Annotated in this window: 17 protein-coding genes and 1 riboswitch; of the genes, 12 read left to right on the top strand and 5 right to left on the bottom strand. The window is 61.0% G+C overall.

Annotated elements, in window-relative coordinates; translation table 11 throughout:
- The first annotated feature begins 6 nt into the window (after nucleotides 1-6).
- Complete coding sequence (locus ACEN2T_RS03655; RefSeq protein ID WP_014719402.1) at nucleotides 7-552, top strand: DUF2058 domain-containing protein; 546 nt, start codon at nucleotides 7-9, stop codon at nucleotides 550-552.
- Between the two features lie 121 nt (nucleotides 553-673).
- Here the strand turns inward: ACEN2T_RS03655 and ACEN2T_RS03660 are convergent, their stop codons facing one another.
- From ACEN2T_RS03660 to purM, 4 genes are all read right to left on the bottom strand, one after another.
- Nucleotides 674-862 (bottom strand): hypothetical protein, encoded by a 189-nt coding sequence (locus ACEN2T_RS03660; RefSeq protein ID WP_032887774.1) that lies wholly within the window; start codon nucleotides 860-862, stop codon nucleotides 674-676.
- 308 nt (nucleotides 863-1,170) lie between these two features.
- Nucleotides 1,171-1,884: a DUF3108 domain-containing protein gene (locus ACEN2T_RS03665; RefSeq protein ID WP_032887775.1), complete on the bottom strand. Its 714-nt coding sequence runs from the start codon at nucleotides 1,882-1,884 to the stop codon at nucleotides 1,171-1,173.
- Nucleotides 1,885-1,892: 8 nt separating this feature from the next.
- Nucleotides 1,893-2,543, bottom strand: a complete 651-nt coding sequence (gene purN / locus ACEN2T_RS03670; RefSeq protein ID WP_032887777.1) for a phosphoribosylglycinamide formyltransferase — start codon at nucleotides 2,541-2,543, stop codon at nucleotides 1,893-1,895.
- Nucleotides 2,543-3,601 (bottom strand): phosphoribosylformylglycinamidine cyclo-ligase, encoded by a 1,059-nt coding sequence (purM, locus tag ACEN2T_RS03675; protein WP_014719398.1) that lies wholly within the window; start codon nucleotides 3,599-3,601, stop codon nucleotides 2,543-2,545. The genes purN and purM overlap by 1 nt, the downstream gene beginning before the upstream one ends.
- A 343-nt stretch (nucleotides 3,602-3,944) precedes the next feature.
- Between purM and ACEN2T_RS03680 the strand changes: the two genes are divergently transcribed.
- From ACEN2T_RS03680 to ACEN2T_RS03700, 5 genes are all read left to right on the top strand, one after another.
- Nucleotides 3,945-4,985 (top strand): DUF2066 domain-containing protein, encoded by a 1,041-nt coding sequence (locus tag ACEN2T_RS03680; protein ID WP_032887779.1) that lies wholly within the window; start codon nucleotides 3,945-3,947, stop codon nucleotides 4,983-4,985.
- A gap of 35 nt (nucleotides 4,986-5,020) precedes the next feature.
- Nucleotides 5,021-6,094, top strand: a complete 1,074-nt coding sequence (locus ACEN2T_RS03685) for an AI-2E family transporter (protein ID WP_032887781.1) — start codon at nucleotides 5,021-5,023, stop codon at nucleotides 6,092-6,094.
- A 203-nt stretch (nucleotides 6,095-6,297) separates the two neighbouring features.
- Nucleotides 6,298-7,002 (top strand): DnaA regulatory inactivator Hda, encoded by a 705-nt coding sequence (gene hda, locus ACEN2T_RS03690; protein WP_032887783.1) that lies wholly within the window; start codon nucleotides 6,298-6,300, stop codon nucleotides 7,000-7,002.
- A 213-nt stretch (nucleotides 7,003-7,215) separates the two neighbouring features.
- Nucleotides 7,216-7,845: a C40 family peptidase gene (locus ACEN2T_RS03695; protein ID WP_032887785.1), complete on the top strand. Its 630-nt coding sequence runs from the start codon at nucleotides 7,216-7,218 to the stop codon at nucleotides 7,843-7,845.
- A 144-nt stretch (nucleotides 7,846-7,989) separates the two neighbouring features.
- Nucleotides 7,990-8,526 carry a C40 family peptidase gene (locus ACEN2T_RS03700; RefSeq protein WP_099602998.1) on the top strand — a complete coding sequence of 179 codons (537 nt, stop codon included), beginning with the start codon at nucleotides 7,990-7,992 and terminating at the stop codon, nucleotides 8,524-8,526.
- Nucleotides 8,527-8,660: 134 nt separating this feature from the next.
- Here the strand turns inward: ACEN2T_RS03700 and ACEN2T_RS03705 are convergent, their stop codons facing one another.
- The gene (locus ACEN2T_RS03705; RefSeq protein WP_442116331.1) at nucleotides 8,661-9,974 is read right to left on the bottom strand and encodes a PQQ-dependent sugar dehydrogenase; all 1,314 of its coding nucleotides are present in this window, start codon (nucleotides 9,972-9,974) and stop codon (nucleotides 8,661-8,663) included.
- Between the two features lie 99 nt (nucleotides 9,975-10,073).
- A riboswitch (cobalamin riboswitch) is annotated at nucleotides 10,074-10,326 on the top strand.
- A 79-nt stretch (nucleotides 10,327-10,405) separates the two neighbouring features.
- On the opposite strand from ACEN2T_RS03705, the gene cobO reads away from it, so the two are divergent.
- Genes cobO through ACEN2T_RS03735 form a run of 6 tightly spaced genes read left to right on the top strand, consistent with a single transcriptional unit; the run spans nucleotide 10,406 to nucleotide 16,303 of the window.
- The gene (cobO, locus tag ACEN2T_RS03710) at nucleotides 10,406-11,017 is read left to right on the top strand and encodes a cob(I)yrinic acid a,c-diamide adenosyltransferase (RefSeq protein WP_027603802.1); all 612 of its coding nucleotides are present in this window, start codon (nucleotides 10,406-10,408) and stop codon (nucleotides 11,015-11,017) included.
- Entirely contained in the window at nucleotides 11,014-12,321 is a 1,308-nt protein-coding gene (locus ACEN2T_RS03715; RefSeq protein ID WP_032887791.1) for a cobyrinate a,c-diamide synthase, read from the top strand. The genes cobO and ACEN2T_RS03715 overlap by 4 nt, the downstream gene beginning before the upstream one ends.
- Nucleotides 12,318-12,968 carry a 5,6-dimethylbenzimidazole synthase gene (bluB, locus tag ACEN2T_RS03720; protein WP_099603000.1) on the top strand — a complete coding sequence of 217 codons (651 nt, stop codon included), beginning with the start codon at nucleotides 12,318-12,320 and terminating at the stop codon, nucleotides 12,966-12,968. The genes ACEN2T_RS03715 and bluB overlap by 4 nt, the downstream gene beginning before the upstream one ends.
- Nucleotides 12,965-13,873: an adenosylcobinamide-phosphate synthase CbiB gene (gene cbiB, locus ACEN2T_RS03725; protein ID WP_122754447.1), complete on the top strand. Its 909-nt coding sequence runs from the start codon at nucleotides 12,965-12,967 to the stop codon at nucleotides 13,871-13,873. Before bluB ends, cbiB begins: the two co-directional genes overlap by 4 nt.
- Nucleotides 13,866-14,855, top strand: a complete 990-nt coding sequence (gene cobD, locus ACEN2T_RS03730) for a threonine-phosphate decarboxylase CobD (protein ID WP_032887797.1) — start codon at nucleotides 13,866-13,868, stop codon at nucleotides 14,853-14,855. The genes cbiB and cobD overlap by 8 nt, the downstream gene beginning before the upstream one ends.
- Nucleotides 14,852-16,303 carry a cobyric acid synthase gene (locus ACEN2T_RS03735; RefSeq protein ID WP_442116332.1) on the top strand — a complete coding sequence of 484 codons (1,452 nt, stop codon included), beginning with the start codon at nucleotides 14,852-14,854 and terminating at the stop codon, nucleotides 16,301-16,303. The genes cobD and ACEN2T_RS03735 overlap by 4 nt, the downstream gene beginning before the upstream one ends.
- Nucleotides 16,304-16,322: the final 19 nt, after the last annotated feature.

Consider the following 16,322-nt stretch of genomic DNA (forward strand, 5'->3'; position numbering starts at 1 on the left):
AGCACCATGAGCCTTTCCCTTCGCGACCAGTTGCTCAAAGCAGGTCTGGTCAACCAAAAGCAGGCCAAGCAGGTCGGCAAAGAGAAACAGAAGCAGCAGCGCCTGGTCCACAAAGGCCAAGCCGAGGTCGATGACACCCAGGCACGCCTGGCTGCCGAGGCACACGCCGAAAAGGTCAAACGTGACCAGGAGCTGAATCGCCAGCAGCAGGAAAAAGCCGAGGCCAAGGCCCGCACGGCTCAGGTCAAGCAATTGATCGAAACCTCGCGCCTGCCCAAGCTGACCACCGAGGATTACTACAACTTCGTGGATGACAAGAAGGTCAAGCGCCTGTCGGTCAACACGCTGATGCGTAACAAGCTGAGCAACGGCTCCCTGGCGATCGTGCACCACGGCGGCGGCTACGAAGTGATCCCGCGTGAAGCGGCGCTGAAGATTCAGGAGCGCGCACCAGAGCGCATTGTGCAACTCAACATCCTCACAGAAAGCCAGGTGCCGGATGAGGACGATCCGTACGCGGCTTACCAGATCCCGGATGATCTGATGTGGTAAAGCGTTCAAGCACCTGAGTGGTAAGCAGTACCTCTCAAAACAACAAACCCCGCTCAAAAGGCGGGGTTTGTGTTTTCAGGCGTCGGGCTGCGTGGGCCTTGTGCCGAAATCCTGCGAATATTCAGGAGCTTTGTGCCTGGCGTTTCATCTCAAGCGACTCAAGCTCGTTTTTATAATTGTGAGCGTCGCTCTCGTTGTGAAACATGCCGACCAGCAGGTCTTGTTGGTGTACATCCCAGATGTGAATCCCATGGCCCAGCGCTTCGTGGGACATATGTGCATCGTCGCGTTCAGTTACTTTTACAGTCATCTGCTTGCTCCAATTTCTGGTGGGTATGCGGCAAGTCGTCGCAGGTCTTTTTATACGATTTGTTAGCTTGCTAAGTAAACCGCTTTGGCGGTTTATGACAGAAGTTTCATGTTGGGCGGCAGCCTGATAGGGCTGTGTTGGTCATGCCGGCGCCATCGGGAGCAAGCCCCCTCCCACAGGGGTAAGTGTTCGCAGTTCAAATGTGGGAGGGGGCTTGCTCCCGATGATGGCAGACACTTGAACCCAAAATCCCCAGACGAAAAAAAGCCCCGCATTCAGCGAGGCTCTTGTTCAGCTCATCCGCGCAATCAGTTGCCTTTGACAGCCTTGCCGTCAACGGTACCGTCTTGCAGCATGATGTTGTATTCCTTGCCGTCGGTCTCAACCTGACGCAGGGCAACCAGGATGCCGCCCTGGTCCTTGGCAAACCACATCTGGGTGATGCGCTTGCTTTGGGTCGGGTCACGCACGCGCTCGACCTTGATCGCGTCGATGGAGCCTACCTTGGTCTGGACCTTTTCCGGGCCGATCACGCGGAAGTCGTAGGTGTCGACGTCGGTCCCTTCAACCACGTTGTAGCTCATGCTTTTCTTGCCGGCTGCCACATCGCGTTGCAATGCGAGCTGGTAGGTCGACTTGTCGAGCATGTTGCTTTGCAGGGCCACGTTCACCGGGTCTTTGTTTTCAAAACCGGTAACTTTCTTGGCGGTCTGGTCGAAGTCCAGGTTGATTTTCTTTGCCTTGCCCAGGCCGCCACGTTCGAAGCTGTAGCTCACGGGTTGCAGGGTGTCCTTGTCGAAGCGGATCACGCTGGTTTCGGTCAGGCTGGCGATCATCATGGATGCCTTGAAATTCAAGGTCCACGAGCCGTTGTCGTTCTTGGTCAGGCTGCGCTCAGCCGAACCACTCATGGGCAACTGTTTCCAGTCGGCGGTGTAGCTGGCGGAGAAGGGGTGAAGGTCGGCTGCCTGCACGGCAGGCAAGGCGAACAGCGCAACAGCGAAAAGCAAGGCGCGACGCATAAAATCTCCTAGGTTCGAATCAAGTGGCCGCTGGCCGCAAGTAACTGACCGTCCAATAATGCACCCTGGTCACCAAGAATCAACCGCCCCTCGGCAAACCAGCGCACAGCCAGCGGGTAAATCCTGTGTTCCTGGGTATGAACCCGTTGCGCAAGTGTCTGCGCCGAGTCGTCAGACTCTACCGGAACCACTGCCTGTACGACCAGAGGCCCGCCATCGAGTTCCTCGGTGACAAAGTGCACGCTGCAGCCATGCTCACTGTCACCGGCTTCAAGGGCGCGCTGATGGGTGTGCATGCCTTTGTATTTGGGCAGCAGGGAAGGGTGGATATTCAGCAGGCGCCCGTCGTAGTGCCGCACGAAATCGCCGCTGAGGATTCGCATGAATCCGGCCAGTACCACGAGTTTGGGGTTGAAGGCATCGATGAGTTCGATCAAGGCGCTGTCGAAGGCCTCGCGGCCCTCGAAAGCCTTGTGATCCAGCGAGCGGGTTTCGATACCCGCGTCCCTGGCACGTTGCAGGCCGTAGGCGTCGCTGCGGTTGGAGATCACCGCAGCGATGCGCACCGGGCTGTCGCCGGTGCGCGTGCTGTCGATCAGGGCCTGCAAGTTACTGCCGGTGCCGGAGAGCAGCACCACAACATCACAGGTCTGAGACATCAATGAGCCTTGAGGTTCTTCAGTTCAACCTGGGCCGCGCCCTCGGCAGCGGTGGCGATCTGGCCGATGACCCAAGGCTGCTCGCCGGCTTCACGCAGGACGTTCAGCGCAGTTTCAACGTGTTCTTGCGCTACGCAGATCACCATGCCCACGCCGCAGTTCAGCACGCGGTGCATTTCGGTTTCATTGACGTTGCCTTTCTCTTGCAGCCAGTCAAATACCGCAGGACGCTGCCAGCTGGCCACGTCGACGATCGCCTGAGCGCCTTTTGGCAGGACGCGCGGGATGTTGTCCAGCAGGCCGCCGCCGGTGATGTGGGCCATGGCTTTGACCGCGCCAGTGTCCTTGATCAGCTTGAGCAGTGGCTTGACGTAGATGCGGGTCGGGGCCATCAGCAGGTCGGTCAGTGGCTTGCCGTCGAGTTGGATGTTCTCGATGTCGGCACCGGACACTTCGATGATCTTGCGGATCAGCGAGTAGCCGTTGGAGTGCGGGCCAGAGGATGGCAGGGCGAGCAGGGCGTCACCGGCAGCCACTTTGGAACCGTCGATGATTTCGGCTTTCTCTACAACACCCACGCAGAAACCGGCCAGGTCGTAGTCTTCGCCTTCGTACATGCCTGGCATTTCAGCGGTTTCGCCGCCTACCAGGGAGCAACCCGACAGTTCGCAACCCGCGCCAATGCCGGTTACCACTTGGGTAGCGGTCTCGACGTTGAGCTTGCCGGTGGCGTAGTAGTCAAGGAAGAACAATGGCTCGGCGCCGCATACCACCAGGTCGTTGACGCACATGGCCACCAGGTCGATGCCGATGCTGTCGTGCTTGTTCAGGTTCAGTGCCAGGCGCAGCTTGGTGCCCACACCGTCGGTGCCGGAAACCAGAACAGGCTGCTTGTAGCCGGCCGGGATTTCGCAGAGGGCGCCAAAACCGCCCAGGCCGCCCATGACTTCGGGGCGCGCAGTGCGCTTGGCGACGCTCTTGATGCGTTCGACCAATGCTTCACCGGCGTCGATGTCTACACCGGCGTCCTTGTAGCTCAGGGAGGGTTGCTTGCTCATGATCCAGGCCTTTAGGGGGGATTCAGGGGTAACGACCGAGCGGGCAGGGGCTTTTGGTAAAAGGCCCAGCCGATGACGGTCTGCGAAGGCGCGCGATTTTATCAGGCTTGAGGGGCAGCGGCCATCCTCGGGCCGACGGGCAGGGCCATATAGGTTAAAAAAATGCTAATCGCGTCAGCCGTGGTACGTATTAAGGTATAGCCTTGAACCCGCTATCGTTATGACAGCATGAAAACTTACCAGGACCCTGTGAATGTTTTACCGGTTGCCGTGGTCACAGCCTTGGCAAACCGAGTTCACGCGGTCTGTTCCAGCCGCTAAATTTGTCGTTCGGGAATCTTCCATGCGTCTGTGTAAATTCTTCTTTATGGGCTGCTTGTCGTTGGTCAGCCTGGCGAGTCATGCCGAAACCCTCAATGGTCTTTATCAAGTACTTGAACCCGTCAGCAGCCAATCGCCCCAAGAGCGCGACCAGGCCACCCAGCGCGCGGTGCAGACCCTGGTAATCCGCCTGACCGGCGACGCCAAAGCCGCCGACGGCCCAGGCCTGGCGGCGATTCGCAAGGATCCGCAGCAAATCATCACGCAATACGGTTACGACGCCGGCCCACCCGAGAGTCTGCAAGTGGATTTCGACCCGGTCAGCACCGACCGCGCTCTGCGTGATGCGGGCCTGTCGATCTGGGGCAGCAATCGGCCGTCGATCCTCGGCTGGTGGTTGAACGATTCCACTGAAGGCAGCAGCCTGGTGGGGGATGGCCAGACCGTCGCCCAGGCGCTGCGTCATGCAGCCCAGCACCGTGGCTTGCCGTTGCGTCTGCCGCTGGGCGATCTGGATGAGCAGGTCGTCGCCACGGCGCCGAACCTGGAGAGTGCCGACGCCACACCGTTGCGCGCCGCATCCGAGCGCTACGGCGCCGACGCGTTGCTTGCCGTGCACGCGCGTCAGGAAGGTAACCAATGGCAGGCCAAATGGCGCCTGTGGCTGGGCGACAAGAGCGAACAGGGCACAGCCCAAGGCGCCGACACCGGCGCGGTGGCCGATGCAGTGATGCTGGCGGTCAGCCAGAAATTGGCGCCGCGTTTTGCGGTCAAGCCTGGCGTGAGCACCGAACAACTGCTGGAAGTGCAGGGGATGACCCTGGAGCGCTACGCGGCACTGGGTCATCTGCTGGAGCCGTTTGGTGGCCAGCCGCAGTGGGTTGACGGCAATCGCATTGTGTATCGGGTTAACGGGAGCGCCGATCAGTTGCGCACCCAGTTGAGCCTGGCCAAGCTGCAGGAGATCCCTGCGGGCGAGGCGCCGGCTACGCAGCCAGTCGCTGAGGGCGCGCAACCGGCCGCTGCACCTGAGCCTCAGGCGCAACTGCGTTTTCGTTGGTAACAGTTCTTCCTTATATAGAAGCAATGGAGTGGTTTATGGCGGATACGCGTCGTTGGGTGTGGCTTGGCGGGATCGTCCTGCTGTGCGTTTTTGTGTTCTTGCTGCATTCGATCCTGACGCCGTTCCTGGTTGCGTTGCTGCTGGCCTATCTGTTCGATCCGGTGGTGGATCGTTTGGAGAAAGCCGGGCTGTCGCGGACCTTGGGCGTAGTGGCGGTGTTTGCGCTGTTCACCTTGATCATCACCGCGCTGGTGCTGGTGTTGGTGCCGATGCTGGCCAAGCAACTGTTTCGTCTCTATGAGCTGGCGCCGCAGATGCTCGACTGGTTGCAGCACACGGCAATGCCGTGGGCCCAGGCCAAGTTGGGGTTGTCGGACGGCTTCTGGAAGTTCGATAAGGTCAAGGCGGCGATCAGTGAACATATGGGGCAAACCACCGATATCGTCGGTGTGATCCTCAGTCAGGCGACTGCGTCGAGCCTGGCGTTGATCGGCTGGCTGACCAATCTCGTGCTGATCCCGGTGGTGGCGTTCTATCTGCTGCGCGACTGGGACATCATGATGGCCAAGATCCGCAGCTTGCTGCCGCGTGATCGTGAGGAGCGCATCGTCTCCCTGGCCGGTGAGTGCCATGAAGTCCTTGGCGCATTCGTGCGTGGCCAGTTGCTGGTGATGCTGGCCCTGGGCGTTATCTACGCCGCCGGCCTGATGGCCATCGGCCTGGAGCTGGGCCTGTTGATCGGCCTGATCGCTGGCCTGGCGGCTATCGTTCCTTATATGGGCTTTGTGATCGGCATCGGCGCGGCGCTCGTGGCTGGCCTGTTCCAGTTTGGTGGTGACCTGTATCCGATGCTCGGGATTGTCGCGGTGTTCATGGTCGGCCAGGCCCTTGAGGGCATGGTGCTGACGCCGTTGTTGGTGGGTGACCGGATCGGTCTGCACCCGGTGGCGGTAATCTTTGCGATCCTGGCGGGGGGCGAGCTGTTTGGCTTTACCGGCATCTTGCTGGCATTGCCGGTGGCGGCGGTGATCATGGTGCTGGTGCGCCATATGCACGATTTGTACAAGGATTCGGATGTGTACACGGGCGTCGAAGACCCCGACCTGTAACCGCTGCTTCATAAACCCGGCTTCGGCCGGGTTTGTTGTTTATGGGGGGATGGCGTCAAACAATCCGCGTAAAACCGGCAAGTTAACGCAAACCTTTGATTTTGCTTGTGGTCTGCTGCATTGTGCGCCCCGCGTCACGGGTATAAACTTTGCAAACTTTACACAGAGGCCACTAGCGGTTCGATGGGAGCCGTTCAGTCAGCATGAAACCGATTCAGCTGCCCTTAGGTGTGCGTCTGCGTGATGACGCCACCTTTATCAATTACTACCCAGGCGCCAATGCCGCTGCACTCGGCTATGTCGAGCGGCTCTGCGAAGCCGACGCCGGGTGGACTGAAAGCCTGATCTATCTGTGGGGCAAGCACGGCGTGGGGCGTACTCACCTGTTGCAGGCCGCCTGCTTGCGCTTCGAGCAAATGGGCGAGCCGGCGGTGTACCTGCCTTTGGCTGAATTGATGGACCGCGGTATCGGGATCTTCGACAACCTTGAGCAATACGAGCTGGTATGCCTGGATGACCTACAGGCGATTGCTGGCAAGGCCGATTGGGAAGAGGCGCTGTTTCATCTGTTCAACCGCCTGCGAGACAGCGGACGGCGCTTGTTGATTGCTGCCTCCACATCGCCCCGCGAGTTGCCCGTCAAACTGGCCGACCTCAAGTCGCGCCTTACCCTGGCGCTGATCTTCCAGATGCGCCCGCTCTCCGACGAAGACAAATTGCGCGCCCTGCAACTGCGTGCCTCTCGCCGCGGCCTGCACCTCACCGACGAAGTCGGACACTTTATCCTCACCCGTGGCACTCGCAGCATGAGTGCGTTGTTCGATTTGCTCGAACAGCTCGATCAAGCCTCTTTGCAGGCCCAGCGTAAACTGACCATTCCCTTTCTCAAAGAAACCCTCGGCTGGTAGCAACCCCTTTATTTGCAGGTGTTTTGGCAAATTCCAGGCGTCAGAAAACCCGCGTTTGGGCCGGTTTGGCCACGCGAAAGGCGCTTATAGGGTGTTAAGGGCTTAGATGTCATAGTCCAAACAGGAAGTCACATAGATCACGATTGAATTTGCAAATCGATGTGATAGAGGGCATAGTCTCGGCTTCTTTACACATCAGCCACGGTCGTGCCCATGCTAAATCGCTTCGCACCCCTCGTGCCCCTCGCACTCGTTACCCTGTTGTTTGGTTGCGCCTCCCACCCTCAGCAGGTGGTTGAGCAGCAAAAGCCTCAACAACATTCCCAGGCAAAATTTGTTGCAGCGCAGTCTTCCACTGTCTATGAGGAAGAAGTTGCAACAGAGAAAGAACTGGCCGATTTCTCCGGCAGCAAGCCTTATCAGCTTCCAGTTCTGGCCGACAGCATTCTCGAACGCGGCATGTCCCTGATCGGTACCCGTTACCGTTTTGGCGGTACTTCCGAAGCCGGTTTCGACTGCAGCGGTTTCATCGGCTATCTGTTTCGTGAAGAAGCTGGCATGAACTTGCCACGCTCCACTCGCGAAATGATCAACGTGAACGCACCGTTGGTCGCGCGCAACAACCTCAAGCCCGGTGATCTGCTTTTCTTCAGTACTGCAGGTCGTGGTCGTGTCAGTCACGCCGGTATTTACCTGGGTGATAACCAGTTTATCCACTCCAGCAGCCGTCGCAGTGGCGGTGTCCGAGTCGACAACCTGGGCGACAGTTACTGGAGCAAAACCTTCATCGAAGCCAAGCGTGCACTCGCCATGGCCCCGACGACCGTTACCGCTAGCAAGTAAACTTAAAGTGATACTTGAAGTTTGACGTGTAAGCGCTAGAATCCCTGGACATTGTTGTAATCCGTTCGCGCGAGCCTTGCTTGCGCGTTCTGGTTTTCAGCGTTCGGCAGCGAAAGCCGCATCCAGACCAGGATTGTTCTGCACATGTCGACGTCAGCCCGCCTAGTTCTTCTCGTTTGCGCCGCGCTGCTCAGCGCCTGCGCCAGCCGTCCGCCGCCTGCTCCTGTCGCGGTCAAGCCCAAGCCAGTATTCAACTACGCCACTCAGAACTTCTCGCCTGCTGCTGAAGACGTGCTCTTCCGTGCGCTGGGCCTCGTCGGCACGCCTTATCGCTGGGGCGGCAACACGCCGGACTCGGGCTTTGATTGCAGTGGCCTGATCGGCTTTGTGTTCCGTGACGCCGCCGGCATTTCCCTGCCACGCACTACCCGTGAGCTGATCGTGATGCGCGCTCAGGACGTGAGTGAGCAGAACCTGCAAACCGGTGACCTGCTGTTCTTCGCCACCGGTGGTGGTTCGCAGGTCAGCCATGCTGGGATCTATGTGGGCGAGGGCCGCTTTGTCCATGCGCCGCAAACCGGCGGTACGGTGAAGCTCGATACCCTGTCCAAGGCGTATTGGCAGAATGCCTATCTGAGCGCCAAGCGGGTATTGCCAGCAAACCTGGCACGTAATCCCTGAACCCAATACCGAACTAAATGTGGGAGGGGGCTTGCCCCCGATAGCGAAGTATCAGTCACAGTATCTGTGCCTGACCCACTGCTATCGGGAGCAAGCCCCCTCCCACATTGGTTTTGTGATGCTTCTGGGGGCGTTTATTTGGCCGCCGACACCCGCCATACCTTGTTCCCCACGTCATCCGCCACCAGCAAGTCCCCTTGCTGATCAATCACCACGCCCACTGGGCGGCCCATGGCTTTCTCATCTTTATCAAGGAAGCCGGTCAGCACGTCCACCGGCTGGCCTTTAGGCTGGCCTGCGTCGAATGGCACGAAAATCACCTTGTAGCCGCTGTGCGGCTTGCGATTCCACGAGCCATGCTGGCCGATGAATGCGCCGTTGCTGAACGGCGCCGGGAGTTTGCTGCCCTCGGCGAACGTCAGGCCCAAAGAAGCGGTGTGCGGCCCTACGGCGTAGTCCGGCGCAATGGCCTTGGCGACCAGGTCCGGGTTCTGCGGCGTGACGCGCACATCCACATGCTGGCCGTAATAGCTGAACGGCCAGCCATAGAAACCGCCGTCCTTGACCGAGGTGATGTAGTCCGGCACCAGGTCGCTGCCGATCTCGTCGCGCTCGTTCACCGCCGTCCACAGCTTGCCGCTCTGCGGTTCCCAAGCCATGCCATTGGGGTTGCGCAGGCCGGAGGCGAAAATACGGTGCTGGCCGCTGGCGCGGTCGACTTCCCAGATCGCGGCACGCCCCTGTTCCGCCTCCAGGCCGTTTTCACCGACGTTGCTGTTTGAACCGACGCTCACGTACAGCTTGCTGCCGTCCTTGCTGGCCACGACGTTTTTCGTCCAGTGGTGGTTCAGCGGACCGCCTGGCAAGTCGACCACCTTGGAGCCTTGGGCCTTGATGGCAGTTTCGCCTGGCTGATAGGGGAAACGCAGCAGCTTGTCCGAGTCGGCCACATACAGGTCGTTTCCGACCAGGGTCATACCGAACGGCGAATTGAGGTTTTCCAGGAACACCGTACGTGTTTCGGCGACGCCGTCGTGGTCGGCATCGCGCAATAGAGTGATACGGTTCGGGCTCGGCACCCCGGCGCCGGCACGTCCCATGACCTTCTCCATGACCCAGCCGCGTATGCCCTTGGCGTCATCCGGTTTGGGCGGTGCGTTGGTTTCCGCCACCAGCACATCGCCATTAGGCAACACATACAGCCAGCGCGGGTGGTCGAGGCCCTCGGCGAACGCGGCCACTTGGGTGCCGGGGGCTGCCGTTGGCTTCGCGCCATCTGGCCAGCCGATAGCCGGAGCGATGTTGACGGTAGGGATCAGCGTTTTGTTCGGCTCCGGCAGTCGGGGCGAGGGGCCGGTGCCGTCGGAAACCTTCAGGGTTGAGCTTTCTCCGCACGCCGCGAGGGTGCCGGCAAGCATGATTAACAGGGCGAGTCTGGTTTTATGCATGGTGTTCTCCTTGATACCTGTAAGGGTAGAGGAGGGCGGTGGTGCGATGGTTCAAGTACTCGACCAGCTTTCATTGACGCTCCACCCCCAACCCACTAACCTTCGCCGCTTGTTCCAGGTGCTCTGTGACCCGTGGGTCGACAGAGTGAAACAGGGAAGCCGGTGAGTGAGCGCGCTTGTACACAGCGCCGCCGCAATTCCGGCGCTGCCCCCGCAACGGTAAATGAGTCAAGACGCTGCTTTTGCCACTGTATCGCGTGCGATATGGGAAGGCGCAGCGTTGGCCTGCTTGCTCTCTACAAGAGCTGCGCCACTCATGAGCCCGGAGACCGGCCTGGATCATCCAACAGCATCACGGTGGGCGATGCTTGGCTGTCTGTTTTTTCTTTTTCCTGCCCGCCGTTTTTGTCCAGCCCCAACGGAGAGCTGCCATGACCGATACCCCCGACCGCGACGAACGCCACCTGGCGCGCATGCTGCGCAAAAAAGCCGTGATCGACGAGCGCATCGCCAACTCCCCTAACGAATGCGGCTTGCTGCTGGTACTCACCGGCAACGGCAAAGGCAAGAGCAGCTCGGCGTTTGGCATGCTCGCTCGCGCCATGGGCCATGGGATGCAATGCGGTGTGGTGCAGTTCATCAAGGGGCGTAACAGCACTGGCGAAGAGTTGTTCTTCCGCCGCTTCCCCGAGCAAGTGCGTTTCCACGTCATGGGCGAAGGCTTTACCTGGGAAACCCAGGACCGCCAGCGCGATATCGCCGCCGCCGAGGCAGCCTGGGCGGTATCCCGCGAACTGCTGCAAGACCCAACCATCGGCCTGGTGGTGCTGGACGAGCTGAACATAGCCCTCAAGCACGGCTACCTCGACCTGGACCAAGTGCTCAGCGACCTGCAAGCCCGCCCGCCGATGCAACACGTGGTGGTCACTGGCCGTGGCGCTAAGCCGGAGCTGATCGAGATGGGCGACACCGTCACCGAAATGGGCATGCTCAAACACGCATTCCAGGCCGGTATCAAGGCACAGAAGGGCGTCGAACTTTGAATCAGCCCCGTCATTGCCCGGCCGTATTGATCGCCGCACCGGCGTCCGGCCAAGGCAAAACTACCGTCACCGCCGCCCTGGCCCGTTTGCACCGCAATCTGGGACGTAGGGTGCGCGTGTTCAAATGCGGTCCGGACTTTCTGGACCCGATGATCCACGAACGCGCCAGCGGTGCGCCGGTGTATCAATTGGATATGTGGATGGTGGGCGAGCAGGAAAGTCGCCGCCTGCTGTGGGAAGCGGCGGGGGAGGCCGACCTGATCCTGATCGAAGGCGTGATGGGTCTGTTCGACGGCACGCCCTCCAGTGCCGACCTGGCGCGGCACTTCGGCGTGCCGGTGCTGGGCGTGATTGATGGCACCGCCATGGCCCAAACCTTTGGTGCTCTGGCGCTGGGCCTTGCGCGCTACCAGCCGGATCTACCGTTCGCGGGCGTGTTGGCCAACCGCGTCGGCACGTTGCGTCATGCGCAATTGCTCGAAGGTAGCCTCACTGAAGGCCTGCGCTGGTACGGCGCGCTGTCCCGCGAGACGGGAATCGAGCTGCCGAGCCGTCATCTGGGCCTGGTTCAAGCCAGCGAATTGAATGACCTCGATGCACGCCTGGACGCCGCCGCCCAAGCCTTGGGCAGCAGTTGCGAAGTCGCTTTACCGCCGCCCGTGACCTTCGCCGCGCCTGAAGTGATCGAAGCTGAGCCGTTGTTGGCCGGTGTCCGCATTGCCGTGGCCCGCGACGAAGCCTTCGCCTTCACCTACGGCGCCAGTCTTGACCTGTTGCGGGCGATGGGCGCTGAGCTGACATTTTTCTCCCCGATCCACGATCGCGAATTACCTGACGCCGACAGTCTGTATCTGCCTGGCGGCTACCCGGAACTGCACCACCAGGCGTTGTCGGAAAATACTCCGATGCTCGACGCCATCCGTGCTCACCATGCGGCGGGTAAGCCGTTGCTCGCTGAGTGTGGCGGCATGCTCTACCTGCTGAACTCCCTCACCGACGTCGACGGCAACCGCGCCGAACTGCTCGGCCTGTTGCAGGGTGATGCAGTGATGCAAAAGAAACTGGCGGCCCTGGCGCTGCAAAGCGTCGAATTGCCGGAAGGCGTACTGCGCGGCCATACCTATCACCACTCCCTGACCAGCACCGAATGGCAACCGATTGCCCGTGGTCTGAGCCCCAATGGTGGGCGCGGGGCCGAAGCGGTCTACCGACAGGGGCGGATGACGGCCTCTTACGTGCACTTCTACTTTCCGTCGAATCCGGCTGCTGTGGCCGCATTGTTTTTACCCACGATAGCGCCATGACTGACAACGCCTTCCCCCAGGCCGACCGCGATGCCGTTTACCGCGCCATTGCCGAACGCCGCGACATGCGCCACTTCAGCGGTGGCACTGTCGCCCCTGAATTGCTCCACCGCCTGCTTCAGGCCGCGCATCAGGCGCCGAGTGTCGGCCTCATGCAGCCCTGGCGTTTTATCCGCATCAGCGACCGCCACCTGCGCGGGCAGATCCAGCAACTGGTGGAAGAAGAGCGCGTGCGCACAGCCGAGGCCCTTGGCGAGCGCACCGATGAGTTCATGAGGCTCAAGGTCGAAGGCATCAACGACTGTGCCGAAGTGCTGGTGGCGGCATTGATGGATGATCGCGAGCGCCATATTTTCGGCCGGCGCACCTTGCCGGAGATGGACATGGCCTCGCTGTCCTGCGCGATCCAGAATCTGTGGCTGGCCGCTCGCGTGGAAGGCCTTGGCATGGGCTGGGTCTCGTTGTTTGAGCCCCAGGCCCTGGCCGATTTGCTGGGCCTGCCGCCCGGCGCAAAACCTCTGGCTGTGTTGTGCCTGGGGCCGGTCGTCGAGTTCTATCCGGCACCGATGTTGCAGCTCGAAGGCTGGACCGAACCGCGTCCGCTGAGTGACATGTTGTATGAGAATACGTGGGGAGTAAGTCAATGAGTGTGGCCTTGCTGTGTGTCGCTGCAGTGGCGTTGGATGCGCTACTGGGCGAGCCCAGGCGCTGGCATCCGCTGGTGGCGTTCGGCAATTTTGCCGGGCGCATCGAGCAACGTTTCAACAGTGGCGGCCGTGGCTGGCGCAGTCACGGCGTGACGGCGTGGTTTATCGCCGTGGTGCCGCTGACGCTGCTGGCCACCGCGTTGTCGTGGGCGCCGTATATCGGCTGGGTGTTGGAGATTCTGGCGTTGTACTGCGCCCTCGGTATGCGCAGCCTCGGCGAGCATGTGATGCCGGTGGCCCAGGCGTTGCGCAGCGATGACCTGGATGAGGCCCGCACGCGGGTGAGTTACCTGGTGAGCCGCCAGACCAGTGAGCTGGATCGCACCGAAGTCGCCCGCGCCGCCACCGAATCAGTATTGGAAAACGGCAGCGATGCGATATTCGCCGCGCTGTTCTGGTTCGTGGTCGCTGGCGTACCGGGCGTGGTGCTCTACCGATTGAGCAACACCCTTGATGCCATGTGGGGCTATCGCAACGAACGCTTCGAGCGCTTCGGCTGGGCCGCAGCGAAAATCGACGACGTGCTCAACTACATTCCGGCACGCCTGGTGGCCTTGACCTACGCCGTGCTCGGCAAAACCCGCCTGGCCCTCAAATGCTGGCGCACCCAGGGCCCGACCTGGGACAGCCCCAACGCCGGGCCGGTGATGGCTGCCGGCGCAGGCGCCTTGGGTGTTGAATTGGGTGGTGCTGCGATTTATCACGGCGAAGTGCACCAGCGTCCGCCATTGGGCGAAGGCCCGGCGGCGGATGCCGACTCCATCGTCCGAGGCTGGCAACTGGTGCAGCGCGGCGTATGGTTGTGGCTGCTGATCCTATGTGCGGGGGCGCAATTCTATGCTTGAACACGGTGGCCGACTGCGTAAAGCATCCATTCAATACGGGATTGCCGAGGCCGACTGGCTTGACCTGTCCAGCGGTCTCGCGCCTTGGCCCTGGCCGATCCCGCCGATCCCGCTGCGTGCCTGGGCACGATTGCCAGAGACCGACGACGGCTTGGAACAGGCTGCCAGCGAGTACTACGGGGCCGCGCATTTATTGCCGGTGCCCGGTTCCCAGGCGGCGATCCAGTTGCTGCCGCGCCTGCGCCGATCCGGCAAAGTCGGCGTGCTGTCGCCTTGCTATGCCGAGCATGCCGAAGCCTGGCGCCGCGCCGGGTATGTGGTGCGCGAGGTGCAGGAACAGGAAGTCGACTTCTTCCTCGATAGCCTCGACGTTTTGGTGGTGGTCAATCCCAACAATCCTACAGGCCAGAGCCTGACTCCCCAGCGCCTGCTGGACTGGCACACACGGCTGGCCCAGCGCGGCGGCTGGCTGGTGGTGGACGAAGCGTTTATGGACGTGACGCCGGAGTTGAGTTTGGCAGGCCAGGCTCATCAGGTCGGTCTGATTGTGTTGCGCTCGTTCGGCAAGTTCTTCGGCCTGGCCGGCGTGCGTCTGGGGTTTGTGCTGGCCGAACGCAAGTTGCTCAAGTTGCTCGCTGAACAGGTCGGGCCTTGGGCCGTCAGCGGACCGACACGCGTGTTGGGGCAAGTGTGCCTGCGCGACACTGCCGGGCATACCCGTCAGCGGGCGCGTTGCGTCGAGGCAGGCGAGCGATTGTTCACGCTGCTTGAGCGCCACGGATTTCAGCCTCAGGGCGGCTGCGCGTTGTTCCAATGGCTGATCACCCCGCACGCCGAACGCATGCACGAATTCATGGCCCAGCGCGGCATCCTGCTGCGCCTGTTCGTCCACGACAGCAGCCTGCGCTTCGGCCTGCCCGACACCGAGGCCGATTGGTTGCGCCTCGACGCCGCACTGGCCGCCTATAAGGATGCTTCATGAGTACGCTGATGGTGCAAGGCACCACGTCCGACGCCGGCAAAAGTACGCTGGTGACCGCGCTGTGCCGCTGGCTGGTGCGCCAAGGCGTCGCAGTGGTGCCGTTCAAGCCGCAGAACATGGCGCTCAACAGTGCCGTGACGGCCGAAGGCGGCGAGATCGGCCGCGCCCAGGCGGTGCAGGCCCAGGCAGCTAATCTGGCGCCTCACACTGACATGAACCCGGTGTTGCTCAAACCCAACAGCGACACCGGTTCCCAAGTGATCATCCACGGCCGCGCCGTGACCACCATGAACGCCGTGGCCTATCACGACTACAAAGCCATCGCCATGCAGGCAGTGCTGGCCTCCCACGCACGGTTGAGCGAAGCCTATCCGGTGGTGATGGTGGAAGGCGCAGGCTCCCCGGCGGAGATCAACCTGCGCGCCAATGACATTGCCAACATGGGCTTCGCCGAAGCCGTCGACTGCCCAGTGCTGCTGATCGCCGACATCAATCGCGGCGGTGTGTTTGCCCATCTGGTCGGCACCTTGGAATTGCTTTCGCCCACCGAACAAGAGCGGGTCAAGGGCTTCGTCATCAACCGTTTTCGCGGCGATATCGCGCTGTTGCAACCCGGTTTGGATTGGCTGCAAGCACGCACTGGCAAACCGGTGGTGGGGGTTTTGCCCTACGTGATGGATTTGCACTTGGAGGCTGAAGACGGCATCGACCAGCGTCAGATCGACAAGGCGGCGCAGGTGCTCAAGGTGGTGGTGCCGGTATTGCCGCGCATCAGCAATCACACGGATTTTGACCCACTGCGCCTGCATCCTCAGGTGGATTTGCAGTTTGTCGGTCCGGGCCAGTCGATTCCTGCCGCCGACCTGATCATCCTGCCGGGCTCGAAAAGCGTGCGCAGTGATTTGGCGTATCTGCGTGCCAATGGCTGGGATACCGCCGTAGCACGGCATTTGCGGTATGGCGGCAAGGTGCTGGGGATTTGCGGCGGGTTGCAGATGCTGGGCGAGCAGGTGCATGACCCATTGGGGCTGGAAGGAGCGGCGGGTTCCAGTGAGGGGTTGGGGTTGTTGGCGTTCAGCACGACTTTGGAAGAAGAGAAGCAACTGCGCAATGTGCGGGGGCGGTTGTTGCTGGAGGATGCTGAGGTCAGCGGGTACGAGATTCATGCGGGTGTGACGTGTGGCGCTGCTCTGTCGAACGCCGCCGTGCTGCTGGAGGACGGTCGCAGTGACGGCGCGCAAAGTGCTGACGGGCAGATTCTCGGCACGTATCTGCATGGCTTGTTCGAGACCCCGGCGGCCTGCAGTGCGTTGCTGCGTTGGGCCGGGTTGCAGGATGTGCAGGAGGTGGACTACCACGCCCTGCGCGAGCGCGATATCGAACGCCTGGCCGATCTGGTGGAGAACCATTTGGACACCGATTTGTTGCGCAAACTGTGTGGGATTTAATGGTGTACACACGGTTCAA

The sequence above is a fragment of the Pseudomonas sp. W22_MBD1_FP4 genome, assembly GCF_052113765.1.
In the GTDB taxonomy this organism is placed as follows: domain Bacteria; phylum Pseudomonadota; class Gammaproteobacteria; order Pseudomonadales; family Pseudomonadaceae; genus Aquipseudomonas; species Aquipseudomonas sivasensis.

Coding starts and splice junctions, on each gene's coding strand:
- hda (WP_032887783.1), top strand. CDS start 6,298: ATGAAACCGATTCAGCTGCCCTTAGGTGTGCGTCTGCGTGATGACGCC.
- ACEN2T_RS03695 (WP_032887785.1), top strand. CDS start 7,216: ATGCTAAATCGCTTCGCACCCCTCGTGCCCCTCGCACTCGTTACCCTG.
- purN (WP_032887777.1), bottom strand. CDS start 2,543: ATGTCTCAGACCTGTGATGTTGTGGTGCTGCTCTCCGGCACCGGCAGT.
- ACEN2T_RS03700 (WP_099602998.1), top strand. CDS start 7,990: ATGTCGACGTCAGCCCGCCTAGTTCTTCTCGTTTGCGCCGCGCTGCTC.
- ACEN2T_RS03705 (WP_442116331.1), bottom strand. CDS start 9,974: ATGCATAAAACCAGACTCGCCCTGTTAATCATGCTTGCCGGCACCCTC.
- ACEN2T_RS03680 (WP_032887779.1), top strand. CDS start 3,945: ATGCGTCTGTGTAAATTCTTCTTTATGGGCTGCTTGTCGTTGGTCAGC.
- cobD (WP_032887797.1), top strand. CDS start 13,866: ATGCTTGAACACGGTGGCCGACTGCGTAAAGCATCCATTCAATACGGG.
- cobO (WP_027603802.1), top strand. CDS start 10,406: ATGACCGATACCCCCGACCGCGACGAACGCCACCTGGCGCGCATGCTG.
- ACEN2T_RS03660 (WP_032887774.1), bottom strand. CDS start 862: ATGACTGTAAAAGTAACTGAACGCGACGATGCACATATGTCCCACGAA.
- ACEN2T_RS03665 (WP_032887775.1), bottom strand. CDS start 1,884: ATGCGTCGCGCCTTGCTTTTCGCTGTTGCGCTGTTCGCCTTGCCTGCC.
- ACEN2T_RS03655 (WP_014719402.1), top strand. CDS start 7: ATGAGCCTTTCCCTTCGCGACCAGTTGCTCAAAGCAGGTCTGGTCAAC.
- ACEN2T_RS03735 (WP_442116332.1), top strand. CDS start 14,852: ATGAGTACGCTGATGGTGCAAGGCACCACGTCCGACGCCGGCAAAAGT.
- bluB (WP_099603000.1), top strand. CDS start 12,318: ATGACTGACAACGCCTTCCCCCAGGCCGACCGCGATGCCGTTTACCGC.
- purM (WP_014719398.1), bottom strand. CDS start 3,601: ATGAGCAAGCAACCCTCCCTGAGCTACAAGGACGCCGGTGTAGACATC.
- ACEN2T_RS03685 (WP_032887781.1), top strand. CDS start 5,021: ATGGCGGATACGCGTCGTTGGGTGTGGCTTGGCGGGATCGTCCTGCTG.
- cbiB (WP_122754447.1), top strand. CDS start 12,965: ATGAGTGTGGCCTTGCTGTGTGTCGCTGCAGTGGCGTTGGATGCGCTA.